The sequence below is a fragment of the Paenibacillus alkalitolerans genome (assembly GCF_016482785.1).
GTDB lineage: Bacteria > Bacillota > Bacilli > Paenibacillales > YIM-B00363 > Paenibacillus_AE > Paenibacillus_AE alkalitolerans.
On sequence record NZ_JAEMXM010000003.1, the window covers coordinates 59895 to 79237 of the forward strand.

At 48.4% G+C, this 19343-nt stretch carries 19 protein-coding genes; 9 read left to right on the forward strand and 10 right to left on the reverse strand.

Annotation, left to right across the window (positions count from 1 at the left end):
• The first annotated feature begins 52 nt into the window (after positions 1-52).
• Complete coding sequence (locus tag JET16_RS06910; protein WP_199615089.1) at positions 53-1819, forward strand: DUF5050 domain-containing protein; 1767 nt, start codon at positions 53-55, stop codon at positions 1817-1819.
• A gap of 197 nt (positions 1820-2016) precedes the next feature.
• Here the strand turns inward: JET16_RS06910 and JET16_RS06915 are convergent, their stop codons facing one another.
• From JET16_RS06915 to JET16_RS06930, 4 genes are all read right to left on the reverse strand, one after another.
• A complete protein-coding gene (locus JET16_RS06915) occupies positions 2017-2418 on the reverse strand; it encodes an ester cyclase (protein WP_199615090.1) in 402 nt (133 codons plus the stop codon).
• 31 nt (positions 2419-2449) lie between these two features.
• A complete protein-coding gene (locus JET16_RS06920; protein WP_199615091.1) occupies positions 2450-2797 on the reverse strand; it encodes an ester cyclase in 348 nt (115 codons plus the stop codon).
• Positions 2798-2897: 100 nt separating this feature from the next.
• Positions 2898-3482, reverse strand: coding sequence for a hypothetical protein (locus JET16_RS06925; RefSeq protein WP_199615092.1), 585 nt, complete (start codon positions 3480-3482; stop codon positions 2898-2900).
• A 70-nt stretch (positions 3483-3552) separates the two neighbouring features.
• Positions 3553-4104 carry an NADPH-dependent FMN reductase gene (locus JET16_RS06930; RefSeq protein ID WP_199615093.1) on the reverse strand — a complete coding sequence of 184 codons (552 nt, stop codon included), beginning with the start codon at positions 4102-4104 and terminating at the stop codon, positions 3553-3555.
• Positions 4105-4307: 203 nt separating this feature from the next.
• On the opposite strand from JET16_RS06930, the gene JET16_RS06935 reads away from it, so the two are divergent.
• From JET16_RS06935 to JET16_RS06965, 7 genes are all read left to right on the forward strand, one after another.
• Positions 4308-5072 (forward strand): ArsR/SmtB family transcription factor, encoded by a 765-nt coding sequence (locus JET16_RS06935; RefSeq protein ID WP_199615094.1) that lies wholly within the window; start codon positions 4308-4310, stop codon positions 5070-5072.
• A gap of 470 nt (positions 5073-5542) precedes the next feature.
• Positions 5543-5911, forward strand: coding sequence for a hypothetical protein (locus JET16_RS06940; protein ID WP_199615095.1), 369 nt, complete (start codon positions 5543-5545; stop codon positions 5909-5911).
• A gap of 32 nt (positions 5912-5943) precedes the next feature.
• Positions 5944-8097: a protein translocase subunit SecD gene (gene secD, locus JET16_RS06945; protein ID WP_233531190.1), complete on the forward strand. Its 2154-nt coding sequence runs from the start codon at positions 5944-5946 to the stop codon at positions 8095-8097.
• Between the two features lie 99 nt (positions 8098-8196).
• The gene (locus JET16_RS06950; RefSeq protein ID WP_199615096.1) at positions 8197-8691 is read left to right on the forward strand and encodes a cation:proton antiporter regulatory subunit; all 495 of its coding nucleotides are present in this window, start codon (positions 8197-8199) and stop codon (positions 8689-8691) included.
• Between the two features lie 5 nt (positions 8692-8696).
• On the forward strand, positions 8697-9911 hold the full coding sequence (locus JET16_RS06955) for a cation:proton antiporter (RefSeq protein ID WP_199615097.1): 1215 nt from the start codon (positions 8697-8699) through the stop codon (positions 9909-9911).
• 64 nt (positions 9912-9975) lie between these two features.
• On the forward strand, positions 9976-10881 hold the full coding sequence (locus tag JET16_RS06960) for a mechanosensitive ion channel family protein (RefSeq protein WP_199615098.1): 906 nt from the start codon (positions 9976-9978) through the stop codon (positions 10879-10881).
• A gap of 25 nt (positions 10882-10906) precedes the next feature.
• On the forward strand, positions 10907-11803 hold the full coding sequence (locus tag JET16_RS06965; RefSeq protein WP_199615099.1) for a YitT family protein: 897 nt from the start codon (positions 10907-10909) through the stop codon (positions 11801-11803).
• A 93-nt stretch (positions 11804-11896) separates the two neighbouring features.
• On the opposite strand, the gene JET16_RS06970 is transcribed toward JET16_RS06965, so the two are convergent.
• From JET16_RS06970 to JET16_RS06990, 5 genes are all read right to left on the reverse strand, one after another.
• Positions 11897-12598, reverse strand: a complete 702-nt coding sequence (locus JET16_RS06970) for a nucleotidyltransferase domain-containing protein (protein ID WP_199615100.1) — start codon at positions 12596-12598, stop codon at positions 11897-11899.
• 94 nt (positions 12599-12692) lie between these two features.
• The gene (locus JET16_RS06975; protein WP_199615101.1) at positions 12693-14468 is read right to left on the reverse strand and encodes an ABC transporter ATP-binding protein; all 1776 of its coding nucleotides are present in this window, start codon (positions 14466-14468) and stop codon (positions 12693-12695) included.
• Between the two features lie 14 nt (positions 14469-14482).
• Complete coding sequence (locus JET16_RS06980) at positions 14483-16246, reverse strand: ABC transporter ATP-binding protein (protein WP_199615102.1); 1764 nt, start codon at positions 16244-16246, stop codon at positions 14483-14485.
• Between the two features lie 376 nt (positions 16247-16622).
• The gene (locus JET16_RS06985) at positions 16623-17138 is read right to left on the reverse strand and encodes an SRPBCC domain-containing protein (protein ID WP_199615103.1); all 516 of its coding nucleotides are present in this window, start codon (positions 17136-17138) and stop codon (positions 16623-16625) included.
• Between the two features lie 31 nt (positions 17139-17169).
• Complete coding sequence (locus JET16_RS06990) at positions 17170-17514, reverse strand: ArsR/SmtB family transcription factor (protein ID WP_199615104.1); 345 nt, start codon at positions 17512-17514, stop codon at positions 17170-17172.
• Positions 17515-17999: 485 nt separating this feature from the next.
• On the opposite strand from JET16_RS06990, the gene JET16_RS06995 reads away from it, so the two are divergent.
• Positions 18000-18572: an ABC transporter transmembrane domain-containing protein gene (locus tag JET16_RS06995; RefSeq protein ID WP_199615105.1), complete on the forward strand. Its 573-nt coding sequence runs from the start codon at positions 18000-18002 to the stop codon at positions 18570-18572.
• Positions 18573-18759: 187 nt separating this feature from the next.
• Here the strand turns inward: JET16_RS06995 and JET16_RS07000 are convergent, their stop codons facing one another.
• Positions 18760-19287, reverse strand: a complete 528-nt coding sequence (locus tag JET16_RS07000) for a hypothetical protein (protein ID WP_199615106.1) — start codon at positions 19285-19287, stop codon at positions 18760-18762.
• Between the last annotated feature and the right edge of the window lie 56 nt (positions 19288-19343).

Genomic DNA, 19343 nt, shown 5'->3' on the forward strand with positions numbered 1-19343 from the left:
ATCTTCTGTAAGTAAATGGAGATGCGTGAGTGGGAGAGAGGAGACCTTTTTCATGAGAAAGTTAATAGTTTTTTTGCTGCTAGCAATATGTTTCGTTTATGCAATTCCTTCAACCTATGCTGCTGACGTGGGAAAGAAGCCGCTAAACGAAGTGTTCGACCGGATGGTGATCGTTCCGTACGACTTTCAGGGTAAGGCATTTGTAAACGGGCAAAAGTCCGATGTTTACGAAGGTTATCGGATGTATGACAGAAACGGGCGCGTCTTGGTCCCGATCCGGTTAATGGGTTATCTCGCAGCTCAGGTTGGTACTAACTATTGGGATGTGAGCTGGAACCAGCAGAAGCCGGATGAAGTGCTCTTAACGAGCCAAGCATTACATAAGACAATCAAATTTACCGTTAACAGCAAAACGATGCTGGTCAACAAGCAGCCCGTTGCTTTGGATGTGCCGCCGCAGCAAATAAACGGCCGAATCGTACTGCCACTGAGAAGTGCGGCATTAGCTTTGGAGAAAAAAATCGATTGGTTGGACGGATTGATTCTAATCGGTGACGAGTCCGTAGATTTACAGCATCCGCAGACATTGGCCATCAAGGATAAAATCAAAAAAGAGCTGACAGACACCCGCAAACGGATTGACTATGAGAAAGCGGCAAACCCAATTGCGAAATACGGTAATTCCGTTTATTACGTCAAGAGCGTTTATACGGATAGAGAAGTAATAGAGGAGCTCTATAGGAAAGAAGACGGGAAGAAGGAAGTTAAAGTACAAGTGTCGGGGAAGCCGCTGCTTCACTCCGCAAAGGTCATTGGCGATGAGCTTTATTACGTTTCAATTGTGAATAACATAAGCGAACTTTATGCATTCAGCTTTGCCGAGACTAAATCCAGGAAAATTTGTACGATTACAGAGTGGAAACCGGCAGACGGATGGTTGGATGACATTATGGAAATCGATAACGAGCTGTATATCAACCTGCACACCGGCGATTTAACAATGGGTGGCGAGACGTTATACAAGGTTGAAAACGGTGCTCTCAAGAAGGTACTGTCGGCAAAGAGTCTCATCAAGTTTGCGAAGGACCGGGACAATATTTACTTTACGGACTTCAGGTTCATGAGCGGTCCTGCTAATAACTTATTCCTGGTCGACAACACATCAGGGAAAGATACGATGATCGGAGAAGACAGCTTTGCGTATGGGGTTAGCCGCACATTCACTGAAAATGGCGGAGTTAGTTACGGAGTGAGCGAAGCATTGTACATCAAAGACGGTTACCTCTACACGTTAGGGTATAAAGAAAGCGATCCTGAGGATAAAAGCTCCGTGTACAAAATCAATCTTGCGGATCGGACGCAGGTCAAGCTGACTTCTCCGGCCAAAGATTTCTGGATGGTCGATAACCAAATTTATTATATCGATTCGAGCTCGGGTTACTTGCACCGGGTGGATTTGGATGGAGGAAACAATCAGGTTCTGGTTGAAAGAAATGTGCTGCATGCTCAATTCCATGGCGGAAATGTTTACTACACGGCGAATGTAAGCGGCACCTCTTCCAATTTAGGACAGTTGTATCGGTATAATATCGCGAATAAGCAGGAAGTTAAGCTGGGCGGTAATTCGATCAATTCGTTCTATGTGGGGGAAGCCGGCGTTTATTTTATATCCAACGGATATGAACCGGGGGTGTTTAAGGCTGATGCGGACGGTCGCATTGTTTCCTTAATGAAGGATAATGTGAATAACGCGGTTTTAACCGATGCCGGAATGGTATACACGCTGACTTATAAGGAAGGAGTATATTCAGGCAAGTAAATTCCGAGAAACACAAACAGAGGGGCCTCAATGACTCTCGGGACGATAGACGAAACCCGCTTGTTGCAATGCCTGTGCCGATACATACATTGGTTTCCCCCGATGCAGTCATAAGGATGGCGATTGGGTGTCGCATTAATTCAAAGGGGCTAACCGTAAGTCAATTGACATACGGAATAGCCCTTTGAGTTCAGGAATTAATTGCCTCGAATTTGGCGCCACATGGTGACCATATCGATCCAACCGCGGTGTTCCGCAATCTTGCCGTCGACGACACGATATTGTCGGTAAAGTGTGACATCAATCGTATTGCCCGTCGGCGCAGTCCCAAAGAACATGCCTTGATGCGTGCCTTTCACGGTCATTCTCACGAGCACCTTGTCTCCTTGGCCGATGATCTCTTCCACTGTGTAACGTTTATCGGGAAATGCCGCCAAAATGTTCCCGGCAAATAGTTTCAGACCCTCCTTAGATTGATAAGCGAGCTCTTGATAATCGTCCGACAGAAAGCGATCCACGCATTCCAATTCGCTATTATTCCAAAAAGCCTCAATAAACGCGGTTACCGTTTCAATATTGTTCTCTTCCAATGTTTTCATAGCTAATTACATCTCCTTTATTGTTTGTTGGTTACTTGGCTTGAATTTGCGGCAAAAGCGTCGCCGTGTCGAACCAGCCGCGATGTTCGGTGATCTTTCCTTCGACGACGCGGAATTCCCGGAACTGCGTGACCTTGACCGCTTTGTTCGTAGCTGCATTTCCAGCAAAATTGCCCGTATGCGTACCCGTCATGAAAATTCTTGCGATGACCTTCTCTCCTTGGACTAGGATTTCATCCAGCGTATAATGCCGATCCGTAAACGCCTGCGCGATTTGCGTGGCAAAGAATTGATCGGTCTTCTCCAAAATGCTTTGATTCGCAATGTCCTCGATAAACGCGGTCACCGTCTCTACATTTTTCTGTTCTAACGTATTCATAGCTGGACATCTCCTTTTAAATTGTTTTGTTTAAACCGGTTATACTTGGGCAAACCAATTTAGATTTTATCTATGAACAGGGACAATGGGATACAATCGGCTAATGCTTTGAAGCCCTCATCGCTAGGATGAAGATGATCGCCGAAATCATAGGCGGCAAGCAGTTGTTGGGGATGCCCGATAACCAATAATAGGAATGAATCTTTTTGCGAAAAAAATCCGCGCCGCTGTCGTCCGTACGGTTCCCCTCGGAAACATAAGTGGATTGAGGAGGGGAAAAATGCCATGTAGAGGCTCGAGTCGATTCAGGAACGTAAACGCTAATCGCAACGTCAGATTGTTCATTAACTTCAAGGTCGACAGGATCGGTATAGATTGCTTCTCCCGCAGGAATGGCGACGGTTGATTGACCGTTCAAGGTTACATGCCGGCTCGTTCCGGGAACGGTTCGCCCGTCTATCGCGGATAAAGCTGCGGACACTTTGCCGAAAATCACATGCTCAGAACCGTAAAGATTGGAAAACTTTAATCGGATCTTGGAACCGTAGGCATGCGGATGTACAACCATTCGAATGGTTTGATCCTCGAATCGGTCTTTCGCAAATTTTCCGTCATAATACGTTTGGCTTGCGAACCAAGAACCCATCCAATTGCCGTCAGCTTGCTTCTGTTCATTCATTTCCAAGATGAAACACCTCCTTCGGATATACGTTACTGTTAAGTAACATGATGATAAAAAAAAGAGACTTGATCTGTTAGTTTGCTGCCGCGGTTGTTGCGGTAAGCTTCCGGGTCAGCTCCACGAAACCGTCGACTGCATCTCGAACCCTTTTTCTCATCCCCTCGTCTAACGGAGCGCCGTCGGGATCGAATGTATTGGATCCATATCCGATCGAAATCCACTCCGGACAGTTAATCCCATGCAAATTACGCACAATCGTCTGCAGGTGAGAGAGAGAGCTTACTCCGAGCGGACCGCCTGCGGAGCTTACGGAAAGCACCGTCTTACCCGCAACCTGGCCTGCAGTTATATAGTCCAGGGCATTTTTAAGAGCTCCGGATATGGAACCATGGTATTCCGGAGTAGCAAGGATCAAACCGTCACCGTCTGCGATTGCTTCCAATACACGTTGGACGTTCGGATGAAAATCCCAGTTATCGGGTGAAAAAAGCGGCAGCGGCAGCTCCGATAAATCGACAAATGCGACCGAAATGTGCTGGGCTTCTAAAAGGTTTTCGATGTACTTGAGAAGCTGCGTGCTCGTTGCGTTTGCGCGGTTGCTGCCCGCGATCAATGTTATTTTCATACTCAACATCACCTTTCGTACTTATTATGGATGGTTGTGGATGGACGGTTCTGTATGCCGCCGGCTGACAAACGAAACCGTTTGTGTTAACATGTTACTATATTGTCACTTATGTTAATCTCATAATACGTTACCATACAGTCACACGTCAAGCGGTTTAAAACAATTTTTTTATTTGGGTTGCGCAGAAGGAGGTGTTTCAGTTGGACAATGAAATATTTAAGGCGCTCGCGGATCCGAGCCGCCGCAAGCTGTTGGATCTGCTTCACGCATCGGACGGGCGAACGCTGAACGATTTGTGCGCTCCGCTCGACATGTCGAGATTCGGTGTCATGAAGCATCTGAATATACTGGAGGAAGCCGGGCTCATTTCCACGAGAAAAATTGGCCGGGAAAAGCTGCATTATTTGAACGCGGTACCCATTCGTCAAATATACGACCGATGGGTGAGCAAGTACGCCGAACCGTGGGCGATCGGATTAACATCCTTGCAAAATGAATTGGAGCGTGAAACGAAGATGGAAAACAAACCCCGGAATGTAAACCGGATTGCCATTAAAACTAAACCCGAACAAGTGTGGCAAGCCTTGACGGATCCGGCCAAGACGTCGAAGTTTTGGTTCAATTGCGCCATCCGGTCCACCTGGGAAGCCGGAGCTCCGTTCGAGCTTTGGAGCGGGGAAAAGAAGAAAGCGGAAGGGATTATTCTCGACATCGACCCTCCGAACAAGCTGGTGATGAGCTGGCGCTTCCACTCGCTTCCGGGCACGGAGAGCGACACCACGTCGCGCATTACATGGGAGATCGCATCTCACGACGAGTTTCAAGGTGTGACCCTCGTAACCGTCGTGCACGATGAATTCGAACAGGCTGCAAACACCGCGAAAATTCTTGAGAACGGTTTGCCGATTGTGCTTTCGGGCATGAAGACGTTGCTTGAGACCGGGTCGGTGCTCGTTGGCGATTAGATTGAACATGTCGCACGCGTCCCTTCCGTGTGAGGTGCTGTTTTTTTTACGGGGTAATCCCTGGTTTGAGTAAATAGAGTCAATTATTGAGCTTATTAATAGACATAGGGTCAACTTTTGACCTTATTTTCCCCGGGGTCACTGGTGTAGAGTTTGTAAAAAAGGAGCGCTGCGGATGTATAGGGTCAATTATTGAGCTTATTAAGAAACGTAGGGTCAACTTTTGACCTTATTTTCCCTGTGGTCACAGGTGTAGAGTCGGGAAAATGGATCGCTGCGGATATATAGGGTCAATTATTGAGCTTATTGATAACCATAGGATCAACTATTGACCTTATTACAAATCTGTCTATTTTAGGTCATGGTTGCTTTAATGAACATCGCTTTAATAGTTACTAAGTTTCCATTTGAGTATATATGCGCGGTTGTGGTACCTTTATAAGGGAAACTTATTGAAGGCGGGGAGTGCGATGACAAACTTATATATCTCGAAACTCCGCGTCTTCAAAGCAGTACTGGGATTGATTATTTTCTTATTCCTATCTTTATCCCCGGTGTTGTTGCAGGATGCAAACGCTCTTGAAACAACGGAAAAGTTGGAAATCAGACATCCCGGGTCAGAAGTTGTAGGCATTAAAAATGTTCTTTCGCTTCAAAAGCTTCTCCCTCTGCCGATACTTCAGTTTATATTTTACATTGTTCCTCTTGCCACGATCGTCCGAGTCATTCGTCTATCGAGGCTGCAGTATCCCGCCGTCTTTTTGCTTCGTATGAAACAATTCCTGTTGCCAATCAAGTTCACTTCCATATTTCTAGGCTGTCCCGCCGCATACGCATAATGAATTAATACACATGCGGAAGGGGCATTCCATTGTATTTCAATAAAAGAATAATGGCATTCCTGCTGACGGTATCCGTCTCGTTCGTCTTTATGGCGATGACGAGTCCGGACATCGTTAAGGGCGTTCGTTTGGGACTTGACCTTAAGGGCGGTTTTGAAGTTCTGTACAAGGCTGAGCCCTTATCGGAAGACGGCCAAGTAACGGGGGACTCGTTGCGTCAAACTGCCAGAAGCCTGGAACAACGCATTGATGCGTTAGGAACGACTGAACCGGAAATATTGCCCGAGGGCGAGGACCGGATTCGTGTAAGAATCGCAGGGGTTGAGGATGAATCGAGCATCCGCGAGCTTCTGAAGAAGCCGGCGGTTTTAACTTTCAAAGGGCCGGACGGCTCCATCAAGCTTCAAGGCAACGACTTTGTCGAAGGAGCGGCCGAGGTTGGGTTCAGTCAAACCCAGCAGCCGATTATACAAATCGAAGTCAAGGACAAAGAAAAGCTGAAGCAAGTTTCAGAAGAGCTTCTTTATCAGCCTTTGGCCATTTATTTGGATGATCAGATGATATCGGCTCCTGTCGTTCAAGGCATCTTTACGGACGGGCGCGCGACGATTTCCGGTTCCTACAGCTATGAAGAAGCGAAAGAGCTCGCCGATATCATTAATCTGGGTGCGCTGCCGCTCAAACTAACCGAAATATACACGCAGTCGGTGGGAGCGTCCCTCGGACAGCAGTCTTTGGAACAAACGATGCAAGCCGGGATCGTCGCCTCCATCTTCATCCTCTTGTTTATGGTGGCTCTTTATCGCATACCCGGGATTGTTGCCGGCTTTACGCTGATCACTTATACATGGTCGTTGCTGCTCGTATTTTATTGGCTGCAGGCAACGCTGACGCTGCCCGGCATTGCCGCGTTTATTCTTGGAATCGGCATGGCCGTAGACGCAAACATTATTACGTACGAACGACTGAAGGATGAAATCCGGACGGGAAAGAGCTTATTGTCCTCTTTGCGGTCGGGCTCCAAGCATTCGATCCGGACGATTATCGATTCGAATTTTACTACAGTCATTGCGGCAGCTGTGCTGTTCTCCATCGGAACAGGAGCCATTAAGGGTTTTGCGCTTACCTTGATGCTCAGTATCGGATTAAGTGTTTTGACGAATGTGTTTCTATCGCAATGGTTGCTGCAGCTGCTGATCAAATCCAATGCGTTTCGGAATCCGGGGTATTTTGGGGTTAAAGATACGGAGATCGCCGACATTCGCGAGGCGCCGCCGGCCGCGAACCGTGTGTTCCAGCGTTGGAACTTCGTACAGAAACGCAAGGTGTTCTTTGCGATTTCAATTCTCGTCACCTCGATAGGCACAGGAAGCTTGCTGATTCAAGGCATGAATCCGGGTGTCGATTTCAAAGCGGGCACTAGTTTGGATATTTCCGTCAACGAACCGGTAGGCAAAGCTCAGGCCGAAGAGATTGTCCGAAGCGCCGGATTCGAGCCGTCAAGCGTTACCATTGGAGGAGCCGATCAAGATCGCGTCAGTATGCGTTTCGACAAAATCCTTAGTGCGGATGCGAATGAAACGGAGCTTGTGATCGGTGCTTTCAAGCAGCAATTTGGCGATGAAGTGTCCTACGAAGAAAACACGGTAGATCCGTCGATGGCGCGGGAGTTGGCGTATAAAGCGCTAATGGCAGTCGGAGCGGCAAGTATAGGAATCGTGATTTACGTCACGGTTCGATTTGAGTGGCGCTTTGCCCTTGCCGCGATTCTGGCGCTCGTCCATAACGCTTTCTTCGTGATCAGCTTGTTCTCGATTTTCCGACTGGAAGTCAACTTGCCGTTCATCGCGGCGATCTTGACGATCATCGGGTATTCCATCAACGATACGATCGTAATCTTCGACCGTATCCGGGAGAACTTGCGGTTTGCGAAGCTCAAGAGCTTCGACGATCTTAGCGAATTGGTGAACCGAAGCATTCATCAAACGTTAGTCCGGTCGGTCAATACCGGGATTACGGTTTTGTTTGCGACAATCGCCCTGCTAATTTGGGGAAGCCCGTCCATCGGACTGTTTTCCTTCGCAATGGCGATCGGGCTGCTGATTGGGATGTATTCCTCTATCTGCATTGCAAGTCAAATATGGGTTCAGTTCAAGAAAAGGTCCATGCGGCTGGAAGCGTAATATAGGCCGGTTCATGGAACTCTCGAATCCTTTTTGACGTGCGTATGTTGAATAGGTAAGGTAAAGAATATAACCCAAGAACAATGGAGGATTATTTGCATGAACATAAGAGAAACGGATTTGCCGGGGATCGGGAAGAAGTATCAAATGGAGAGCCGCAGCGGCGATAGATTTGTCGTGATTATACATGACGACGGCAGGCGGGAGATGTACCACTTCGAGCATGACGATCCGGACGACAGCATCTCGATGATTACGTTGGATGACGACGAAGCGCGCCAAGTGGCCGGTATTATCGGCGGCATGAACTATAAGCCGAAAGCTTTGGAAACGATCGAAGTCGCTTTGGATGAATTGATCATCGAGTGGTATAAGATCGAACATCACGCGAAATCGATCGGCAAAACGATCGGCGAGCTGCAGGTTCGCCAAAAGACGGGAGCTTCCATTATTGCTATCGTAAATAAAGACAGCTCCAAAGTGATCAACCCGGGACCCGAGCATATCATTAGCGCCGAATCTACACTTATTGTCGCTGGAGAACGCAGAAACTTAAAGCGGCTAAAAGAGATTTTACAGAATGGCGGTGACTGATCGGCATGGATCATGTAGTGCTGGAGATCGGTCTCGCCGTCGCGTTGATCGCGATAGCCGGCTTGATATCGTCGAAGCTGCGATTCTCGGTCATCCCTTTCTACATCTTGATGGGAATGGTTGTAGGTCCGCATGCGCCGAAGATATGGCACTTCGATTTTCGATTTATTGAAAGTGCTGATTTAATCGAATTCATGGGGAGAATCGGGGTACTGTTCCTACTTTTCTACCTGGGGCTCGAGTTTTCCGTTGGCCGGATGATTAAGTCGGGCCGCTCCATCGCCGTCGGCGGAACCATTTATATATTAATCAACTTTACGTTAGGGCTAATATTCGGATTTGCTGCGGGCTTTCCGCTTAAGGAAACATTGGTGATTGCGGGAATCACCACTATTTCGTCGAGCGCTATTGTCGCAAAGGTGTTAATCGACCTGAAACGTTCCGCGAATCCGGAAACGGAAATGATCCTCGGGATCATTATGTTCGAAGACGTGTTTTTAGCGGTATACATTTCGATCCTCTCCGGGATTGTCCTCTCCGGTTCGACTTCCTTAGGAGGCGTCATGCTTTCCGCGCTGATTGCATTAGGCTTTATGCTGCTGATATTGATCGTGGGGCGGAAGGCGGTACCCTTATTAAACAAGGCATTAAACATTAGATCGAACGAACTTTTTTCCCTTGTTGTATTTGGAGGACTGTTCTTGGTCGCCGGTTTTTCCGAGACGATTCACGTTGCTGAGGCGATCGGCGCACTATTGGTCGGTTTGGTTTTGGCCGAGACGGAGCACATGAAACGGATCGAGCATCTCATCTTGCCGTTCCGCGATTTCTTCGGCGCCATCTTCTTCTTCAGCTTCGGGCTGACGATTGATCCACTGCAGCTTCTGGATGCCGTATGGTTGTCCCTGTGCGCCGTAGTGATTACACTCATTGGAAACTTCGTTGCCGGGATGCTCGCGGGCCGGAGCGCCGGCTTGTCCCACAAGGCATCGTCCAATATCGGGCTTACGATTGTATCCCGCGGGGAGTTTTCCATCATTATGGCGAACCTCGGAAAGGCGGGCGGTCTGATGGCGATTCTTCAACCTTTTGCCGCTTTGTATGTATTGATCTTGGCGATTCTCGGACCGATCCTTGCCAAAGAATCCAAACAGGTATACAAGCTGTTGGACAAAGTGTTTAAATTTAAAGCGAAGCCGAATCAGCCGGGCCAAGCCTGATAACAACCGGCGGCGAGATGCTAATCATTAGTCTCTCGCCGGTTTACGAAAGGAGGAAGCGAGCATGTTCCCTTGGAATACAGGGACGGAGTCCGTATCTTTTCTCACCTGGGAGTTTTGGCAAAAGTATGGTGTCGCGATTTTTGATAAACTAGTAGTCATAGTCTCCATTATTGCTGTAACATGGTTGGCTTTGAAAGTGCGTAAAATTTTAATATCGCGTATATTTTTGATTACTCGCCTGGATGTGAAGCAGAGAGATACGTTAGAGTCCTTATTGTTATCGTTCACGAGATATGTTTTCGTTATCATTGCATTACTTATGTGTCTTAGCAATTTGGGCGTCGAGGTCGGGCCGATCATCGCCGGCGCCGGCGTCATCGGTCTTGCCGTCGGGTTCGGAGCGCAAACTTTAGTGAAAGACTTGATCACCGGGTTCTTCATCATCTTCGAAGATCAGTTCTCCGTGGGCGATTACGTCACGATCAATAACGGGGAAATCAACGGTACGGTCGTTTCGGTAGGTCTTCGCGCAACGAAAATCAGAACGTGGGCCCAGCATGTCGTTGTCATTCAAAACTCGGAAATCCGCATCAGCCAAAACTACAACCGCGAAAAGATGAGAGCGATCGTCAATGTTACCGTGCCGTACGAGACGGATCCCGCCGATGTCGAGAGGGCTGTCCATTCCGTATCGCAATATATGGTGCAGCACATGAAGCATCTGTTTCTTCTGGACGACAAGGGCGAGGTCATCGAGCCGCCTCAGCTGTACGGAATCACCGATGTTGAAAATAACGCCCTCGGAGCCAAATATACGGCGGTCGCTCTCGTGAAAGACGTTCACTATTTTACAGCGTGCAAAGAAATGCGAAGGCTGCTGGTGGAGGAATTAAAGTCGGGCGGGGTGCATATCTCTTATCCGCGCAGGGTGGAGCGAAAAGATGCGGAAGTGCTGTACAATGCGTAAATTGTAAATAAGGAGAGAGTGTCCAATGAATGTGGAACTAGGGAATCTGCCATTACCGCCGAAAGAACATTCGAAGTTATCGACTGCAACCCTGCTGAGACGAATCTTTTTCTTAACGCTTGGCGCTGCTTTCATGGCTGTAGGACTGGAAATTTTCCTCGTGCCGAATCATATCATTGACGGCGGTATTGTAGGCATCTCCATCTTGGTTTCTCATCTTAGTCAAGTACCGCTAGGGGTCTACTTGATGCTATTCAACCTTCCGTTTTTATTTTTGGGTTATAAACAAATCGGTAAGACATTCTCCATATCCACCCTATATGCAGTCGCAATCATGTCGGTCGGAACTTGGCTGCTGCACCCGGTTCCGCCGATCACCATCGACCCGTTGCTGGCGGCGGTTTTCGGCGGAATTATTTTGGGAGTCGGTGTGGGGATGGTGATCCGTTCGGGAGGCTCGCTCGACGGAACGGAAATCGTCGCCATCTTATTCTCGAAGAAATCCGCATTTTCGGTTGGAGAAATCGTCATGTTTTTCAACATCTTTATTTTGGCAAGCGCAGGTTTCGTATTCGGTTGGGACCGGGCAATGTACTCGCTGATCGCATACTTCATTGCGTTCAAGATGATCGATGTGACGATCGAAGGCTTTGACGAGTCAAAGGCAGTATGGATTATTAGCGAATTTAGCGAGACGATCGGCGATGACATTATGCACCGTTTAGGACGCGGAGTGACGTATTTGAACGGCGAGGGCGGCTTCACGGGGGGAGCGAAGAAGGTCATCTTCTGTGTAATCACCCGATTGGAAGAAGCAAAGTTAAAGACGATCGTCGAGAATAGGGATTCTTCCGCATTCCTGGCCATCGGCAATATCCATGACGTAAAAGGCGGCAGATTTAAGAAGAAGGACATCCATTAGTGAGCTGTCAGTACCTGGGACGGAAAGGCAACATTTATCTCAAATAGGGACCCCAGACCCCCATCAACAGTCGGGAGTAGTATTCAAGTTATGCTATATCGAAACACGTGGGCCGTCATATTCAAGTAATCTTCCGCCTACCGGTTCAAGCACATAATCGGCAATAGATATTGCTTGATTTGGATGAGGTGCGGGTGTCGTATAAAAGCGGATGACTTCTTGCCCCAAATCAGGGTTGTGAATAGAGATATGCTTAATGAGCCGCGACTGCTTTTCAGACCAAAGCCCCTGAAAATAGCAATAGGCTTCTAAGCTTAGTGATACAAGCGACGAAGCAAGCATGCGGGATTCAGGGGAATCAGGCGGGGATCCTTCAAGGTCACGAATTAAATCCGACAGCCGGATACGCCAGTTATTTTGTTTCAGAGAATCTGGAGGTACCGGTCCGGCATCGTAAAGTTGTTTTGCTAGTGCGGATAATTCACATATTTTACCGTTCCAGTCCAATAATGCCGTGCCGGTTGAGAAGGCTTTAACAAATATTGAGTTGCGATTTTCCAGACTTGTACGGCAAAGTTGTTCAGGCAGGAAATATACTTCCACTTCTATACCTTTAACTATTCGTCTATAATTCCATGACTCATTGCCTTCAACAATTGCAAATAAGTCTATATCAGAAGAAGGCGTTGAATCTCCTTGTTGTACGGAGCCAAAGAAAAGGATGCATGTTACTTCAGGCATGGATTTCAATTCGGCAACAACAATCTCCAATGCATCTTTATAGTCGTCATTCATGCTAAGTCCTCCCCTGCATTATCCCCCATGAATCTTCTTCACTTGTCTTTATGCGTGATTCTCATCGAAAAATATTGTTTCACACACGGAATTTTCAGTCAATTATTGCTGCCTTTTTCAGAGAGGGTGTTTGACTGGATTGTTCCTCCCATAACTCCCGGTAGATGCCGGGCCGCGTTAGTAAGTCGGCGTGAGTTCCGCTGTCTGCAATGCGCCCCTCGTCCAATACCAATATTTGATCCGACCTGCGAGCCGCTTCCAGACGATGCGTGATGAAGAGAAAGGTGGTTCCTTTGCGCTCGCGAACGAGCCGGTCCAATAGTCTTCGTTCGGTGCCCTGATCGAGCGAAGAGGTGGCCTCGTCCAAGATAAGAATCGCAGGGTTTCTGAGCAAGGCGCGAGCGATACTTATGCGCTGCCGTTCACCGCCGGATATTTGCAGTGCCTGTTCCCCGACTCGCGTATGCAAGCCGTCGCGAAGCCGTGAAATCCAATGCTCCAGCTCTGCGATGCGGACAGCTTCCCGCACAGCTTCAGGCCCGGCGTTCTCGGATCCGTAAACGATATTATCCAGAATCGTTCCGCTCCGCAGCATCACATCCTGTGTAACGCACAGCATATGGCGCCTTAACCATGCGGAATCGATCTCCGTCAATGGAATGCCGTTCAGGCTAATACTTCCGGAAGCAGGCTTCCGCAGTCCGAGCAGCAAGTCCGCAAGAGTCGATTTCCCCGAACCGCGATGTCCGACGAGAGACACTACGGACCCGGGAGGAAGACGAAGATCAATATTGTCCAGTACAATCCGATTATCATGCCGGGAGGAGATCCCGGTTGCCTCGACGGTGATCGGCCCCTCCGGGACCAGACCCTTGTGCGCGTTAACCTCGGCTGGGAACGAAATTTCCGCGATGCGATCTATCGAAGGCAATAGTTTTATGGCGGATAAAGCCCTCTCGATAAGAGAAATTCCAAAAGGACGCAGCCAGTTATAGACGGCGACAAAGGCCACCAGCGAACCGACGGTCATGGATCCCCCCAGCACGAACCATCCTCCGGCCGTGTACATCAAGACGAGCGAAATTGCATTCAAAGCCGCATGAATGAGCCGAACCCGGTGATCCGCGAGAACTCCGTAGCGCGTATGCTCCCACTCCTTACTCAGACATTCTTTTACCTGGCCCAGCGCTTTCGCCTCAAGTCCTTCCGCCTTAATGAAGGCGGCTCCGGATACAAGCTCTCTCACAGTTTCCGCAACGATAGAGTTATGCCGCGCCGTGTCCGCCGCCTTTTTCTTGACCTGTCCGCCTAGTCTTGACATCAATAAAGCTTGTCCGAGCCACAGTGCTAGCACAACACAAGCCAACGCGGGCTGCAGAACGAGCAAAATGATCGATCCCGCTACAATCGTCACTACGTGAAAAAGCATAAACCCGATTTGTCCATTCACCGTATCCGTAATAAATCGGGTGTCATCCAGCATGCGTGTCGTCAGATCGCCGATTTTGGTCTCACGCAACCACTCGAGCGGCCGATGCTGCAGCCCGTTATATAACTCCGCCCGGCCCTCAGCGGACAATCGAAGCATAAACCGTCCCCACATATTTTCCAAAACAATCATCATGCTTCCGGTGATCGGAGCGGCAACCATACAAATCGAGACGATTATAAGCAAAGTCATATTCCGCTGCGGCAGCACGCTCTCAAGCACGTATTTGGACATGAACGGAGGCAGCATATGGAGGAAGCTGCCGATAATATTTTTCATGACGATCAGCAATAAGTTGAGCCGATACGGCGCAAAATGCTTTCTCACATAAGCTTTAAAAACTTGACGTTTAGCGGATGCCGGGAGTGTGCCCATGTTCATCTGGATTGTCTCCTTTAGGGTGATTCAATGGCCGCTGCAACCTCTTGAACGGCATGATTATCCTCCTGCCGCCAAAGCAATGCATATAAGCCTTTCTTGCGAAGAAGCTCCTCGTGAGTGCCTTCCTCTACGAGTTCGCCTTGCTCTAATACGAGAATGCGGTCTGCCAAGGCGGCGCCTCGCAAGCGATGTGTGACGCTAATCCGGGTAATGCCCCGGGCGTGCTCGTTTAGAGCTTGAAGCACGCGTGTCTCGGACTTCTGATCCAGCGAGGCGGTCGCTTCGTCGAGCAGCAGCAGATCAGGCCGCTTCACCATCGTGCGCACCAGTCCGATCAGCTGCCGCTGCCCGCCGGAAAGCCGTTCGCCATTGGATCCGATATTGGAGTCGTAACCGGACGGAAGCTGCGACACAATATCATCCGCTCCGAACGCCTTCATCCACAAATCGAGCGTTTCGCGGTCCGCTTCTCCAAGGTATGTCAGAATGCGGTACAAACTCTCGCGGAACGAAATGCTTTCCTGCATGACATAACCGAACCGATTTCGAAGATTCGTTGCATCCAACTCCCGAATCGGAACACCTCCGATGAGGATTTCGCCCGCCGTCGGCTCTTGAAGCCGGAGGAGGAGCTTGAGCAGCGTGCTCTTTCCGGCTCCGCTCGGTCCGACGATCGCTATATGCTCCCCCGGTTCGATCGTAAAGTTGAGGTTGTATAAAACCTCACCGCGTTCTCCGGCACAGTGTACGCCGTTGAAAGTAATCGGCTGTCCGCGGTAATTGTTCAGATTGCGCAGGCCGCTCCGCTTCCCCGGCTCAACCGGCAAACGGAGGTATTCCATTATGCCTTCGATTCGCACTTTGATATCGGCGAAGCTTACGTACAGTCCGAAGAACGAACGCACCGGCGCGTTTACTGCCGGGATGAAGGCGATAATCGTCACCAGTTGTCCGATGGAAGCTTGTCCGGTGATCATCTGCCACCCGGCGAAGATGAAAACAAGAGCGGGCGCCAGCGAGTCCGGAATACGCGGGAAAGTTCTATACAGGCTGTCGACGATACTGTCCTGATATTTGAGATCGGCCCATTTGCTCTGCTCGGATGTTACGGTTTCGAATTCCTTGCGTTCGGTCCCGAACAGCTTGATCTGCTTCACGGATTCCAGCTTCTCAAGCAAGCTTTGCCGGAGAGCGGCGTCATGAACGGCCAATTGTTTCCGAACTGTTCCGCGTTTCCGGCCGTAGATATGGACAGGTATAAATAATATAACGAAGGCACATAGAAGGATGATCGCGAGCAGCCAATTCCAACTGATTATTACCGTCATTGCTATGCAGGCCAGCAGCACTTCTTGCGCGAAGGCCGGAACAGTAGATAAGCCGAATTTCTGTATGACCTTCGTATCTTGTGTGCATCGCTGGAGGAGTTCCCCTCGCGACGTCTTTGTGAAGAAACCGGAAGAGGTGTTAAGCGCGGAGGCCAACGTCTCTTCCGTAAGCGCGTAGGACAGCGCGACCATGGTCTTTGATGATACATAAATGCGAACCGCTATACACAGCTCCGACAGGAGCATGGTTCCGAGCAGAAGGGCGGAAATCCGGGCCATGCCGTCTCCACCATGGAGCGCTATAGCATCAATCATTTTTCCGATCAACAGAGGTGCGGAAGCTCCGCATACGGCGGCTGCCACGGTTAACAGCGTAATAAGCAGGAACGCCCCTTTGGAGCGGACCAGCTGTCTGATAAAGAATACGATCCAGCCCGGTATCCTGAACAATGTGAAAATTCCCCCAGCAAATAAAGTGGTATTATCGTAGCAGTCGCTTTTCGGGGAGGTCAAACGGCAAAAACACATGTTCGGTATTTTGGGTTGTCCGGCCGTTCTTTGGTTGCAAGCATTTTCTGAAAATGAATTCTTGCTCGCGAATCCGTAAATTTGTCAAATTAAGTGCGTAAACAGTCAGTCATGCACGACAAAGGTTTCAACAAGCCCCAGACGGTCCAAGCGTTCGAAGAATGGCAGAGTCCGGACGGCCGCACCTACAAACGTTTCAAAGGTATGGGTGATAGTGGATTGACCATAGCTTTCAAACAACGCCACAAAATAAAACGGCCGCCGGCTCTCAAAGCCAGACGGCCGCCCCCATATTTCCTTACTTGACCTCGTTCAGATGCTCTTCCAGACGGTCCCAAGTTTCGGTGATGCCCTGCAGCATGCCCATGTCCATGACAGTCTTGACGGCTTCCGCCGACACATATTCCGCACGGTTCACGAGCTTCGTTTTGCCGCCCAGTTCGATGAATTCCAGTGTGACCTCGGTCGACGGAAATTCTTCGTTTTCATTTCCTTCGGCGTCCGAGAAGTAATCGGTGTAAGCGATCTTCTCCGGTTCGGCGATTTCCTTATAGACCCCTTTGCCCCAAGATTCCATACCGTAAAATTGGCCTTGGTTCTGATCGACGCACTTCATGCAGTAGTGCCAAACGCCGCCCGGCCGGAAATCGATGCTGCAGACCGGAAGCTCCCAGCCTCTCGGCCCCCACCAGCGCTTGAGATGCTCGGGCTCCTTAAACATCTTGAACACGAGATCGCGCGGCGCATCGAAAACGCGCTCCAGTACCAGCACATTATCATTCTCTACTCTCGAAACCATTGCGTTGTTAGACATATGTAATTCCTCCTCATTATTTTGAATTATCCTATGATTTTTCCTTGTTCTGCAGGTCCAGCAAGTAATCTTCCAGATTGTCGAATCTGTCTTCGATGGCGAGCCGGAAGGACTTCACCCAAGAATCCAGCGCGTGGAAGGGCTCGGGCCGGAGCTTGTAGATCCGGCGGTTGGCTTCGGCCTTCACTTCCAAAATCCCGTTGTCGCTAAGCACCTTCAAATGCTTCGAGGCTTGGGGCTGGCGAAGCCCCAGCCGGTCGGCGATTTCCCCCACAGTCAGGGGACCGTCGCGCAAGAGTTCGACGATATCCATACGATTCGGTTCGGCCAAAGCGCTTAGCGTCGTCGTGTCCAAGCCCGGATTCTTCCCTGACATGTCGCTCACCTCGTTAAGTGACGGTCACTCGGTATAAGCTCATCTCCTTCTTCACTATGGTCATTTTCTTGTCGAATTTAATATACATCATAAGGAATATTCTTGTCAAGGAATATTTGTAAAGTTCCACAACTATTTGCTCGTCAACATCATGATTTGATTTTGGTATCAAAAATTGACGAAAAAATCCATATGTGCAAAGATCGTTTCAGGTGAAATTTACGACAAATAAATTAACAGGAGATTTCCCAAAATGACTGACGCAAATACCCAATCCTCCAGAGGAGGGAATCGTTCGGGCGCCGGCCGTAAAGCAATAGGGACCACTCGCAAAATATCATTAACATTACCGAAAGAGTGCTGGGCGGAGATCGATAGGCGCTGCCAAAACGGCAACTACTCCGTCTCCGAAATTTTGCGCGCAATCATCGAAGATAACTTCAGAGATGTTGACATCTTATAATACTTCTGTTGGAGGGACGATTATGAAAGCGGATTCAGTCATTTTCGATGATAGTGTATGGCGATATTTTGAGGGAAAATCGACAGTCGGCAAGCTGTTTTTCTTTATAAGAAAAAGATGGCTCCAATATATCGGTCTCTTTATCGTGCTGGCGCTTGGTATCGTTCTCGATCTTAGTCTCGCATGGTACTTGATGAGAACAACGGACGCCGCCGTTCTTAAGGAGCAGCAGTTATTCCTTCAACTAATAGTGGTCGGCTTATGCATATTGCTGTTATCAGTTACCGTAAACTTTTTTGACTCTTATCTTAAATCAAAGGTTGCTAATTCGATCCGTAACGAATTGAGAGTAATGACCTTTTACCGCATGCTTCGCCTTCCGTCAATCCGCTTCGACCAGTCGCATTCCGGAGAACTCGTTTCCCATCTTACGAGCGATAATCAGGCCATTGGCCAAGCTTTGGGTAATACGTTTATGATGCTCATCCGAAGTCCGTTAATGGCTATTTTTTCATTTGTATACTTACTTTATATTTACTGGCCGTTGGCAATTGTTTGCGGACTGATCGGACCGCTTACCTTATTTGTCAGATGAAACAAACATACTCTGTTTCGGGACATAAACAAACTAGGTTTGAATTTCAGACACAAACATACTTTGTTTCGCATAAGGACATCTCATCTCAGATAATTGCTCATTTGAAACTGCTGCCCATTGATGAAACTCAACTTCTGAACTTTCTGGTCGTTGATAAAATTTACCATTTGGAAGAGCTGAGCAATTATCCATTATTTAGAGATTCGATTTCATCCAATATTTCATCAGGAAGCGGCTCATTCATCAATATTCTTAGTATTCTTTTATTTGATCCTACTTTCTTTAAATATGAAAGCAGCAAGTCTGCCTTCTCTTTCCTGTTCATTAGGGCATAAGCAACATACCAGGCTTCAGGGCTCCCAACTTGAATACCGTTCCATCGGGAAACTGGGATAGATGGTATTATGCAAAGACCTTTGCTGCTGTATATTGCAAATCGCCCCATTATTTCCACTTGGGGGTTATTATTATGTATCAATAACTTATACTTGGATGCATATGGAAAATCGCCACTCACTATTTCTTTTACTTCGAAGTTTTGCAAAATCTCCAGGACTATCTCTTTGGGTGCTTCAGTCATAACGTCCCAGTCACGAACCTTGTTGGTTAAACCTAAGCTATGAAGTAAACCACTACCACCTAATGTGTACCCAATGTCATATTGCTCAAATTTTTCAACCACAGCAGCTAAATTTTTAATATCTGGCATCATTGTTGTGTCCTCCTAAACCTTAAAGGCGTTTTTTTGCTCTTGGTAGTAAATAGTTA

Coding starts and splice junctions, on each gene's coding strand:
- JET16_RS06910 (WP_199615089.1), top strand. CDS start 53: ATGAGAAAGTTAATAGTTTTTTTGCTGCTAGCAATATGTTTCGTTTAT.
- JET16_RS06915 (WP_199615090.1), bottom strand. CDS start 2,418: ATGAAAACATTGGAAGAGAACAATATTGAAACGGTAACCGCGTTTATT.
- JET16_RS06920 (WP_199615091.1), bottom strand. CDS start 2,797: ATGAATACGTTAGAACAGAAAAATGTAGAGACGGTGACCGCGTTTATC.
- JET16_RS06930 (WP_199615093.1), bottom strand. CDS start 4,104: ATGAAAATAACATTGATCGCGGGCAGCAACCGCGCAAACGCAACGAGC.
- JET16_RS06940 (WP_199615095.1), top strand. CDS start 5,543: ATGACAAACTTATATATCTCGAAACTCCGCGTCTTCAAAGCAGTACTG.
- JET16_RS06950 (WP_199615096.1), top strand. CDS start 8,197: ATGAACATAAGAGAAACGGATTTGCCGGGGATCGGGAAGAAGTATCAA.
- JET16_RS06955 (WP_199615097.1), top strand. CDS start 8,697: ATGGATCATGTAGTGCTGGAGATCGGTCTCGCCGTCGCGTTGATCGCG.
- JET16_RS06960 (WP_199615098.1), top strand. CDS start 9,976: ATGTTCCCTTGGAATACAGGGACGGAGTCCGTATCTTTTCTCACCTGG.
- JET16_RS06965 (WP_199615099.1), top strand. CDS start 10,907: ATGAATGTGGAACTAGGGAATCTGCCATTACCGCCGAAAGAACATTCG.
- JET16_RS06970 (WP_199615100.1), bottom strand. CDS start 12,598: ATGAATGACGACTATAAAGATGCATTGGAGATTGTTGTTGCCGAATTG.
- JET16_RS06975 (WP_199615101.1), bottom strand. CDS start 14,468: ATGAACATGGGCACACTCCCGGCATCCGCTAAACGTCAAGTTTTTAAA.
- JET16_RS06985 (WP_199615103.1), bottom strand. CDS start 17,138: ATGTCTAACAACGCAATGGTTTCGAGAGTAGAGAATGATAATGTGCTG.
- JET16_RS06990 (WP_199615104.1), bottom strand. CDS start 17,514: ATGTCAGGGAAGAATCCGGGCTTGGACACGACGACGCTAAGCGCTTTG.
- JET16_RS06995 (WP_199615105.1), top strand. CDS start 18,000: ATGAAAGCGGATTCAGTCATTTTCGATGATAGTGTATGGCGATATTTT.
- JET16_RS07000 (WP_199615106.1), bottom strand. CDS start 19,287: ATGATGCCAGATATTAAAAATTTAGCTGCTGTGGTTGAAAAATTTGAG.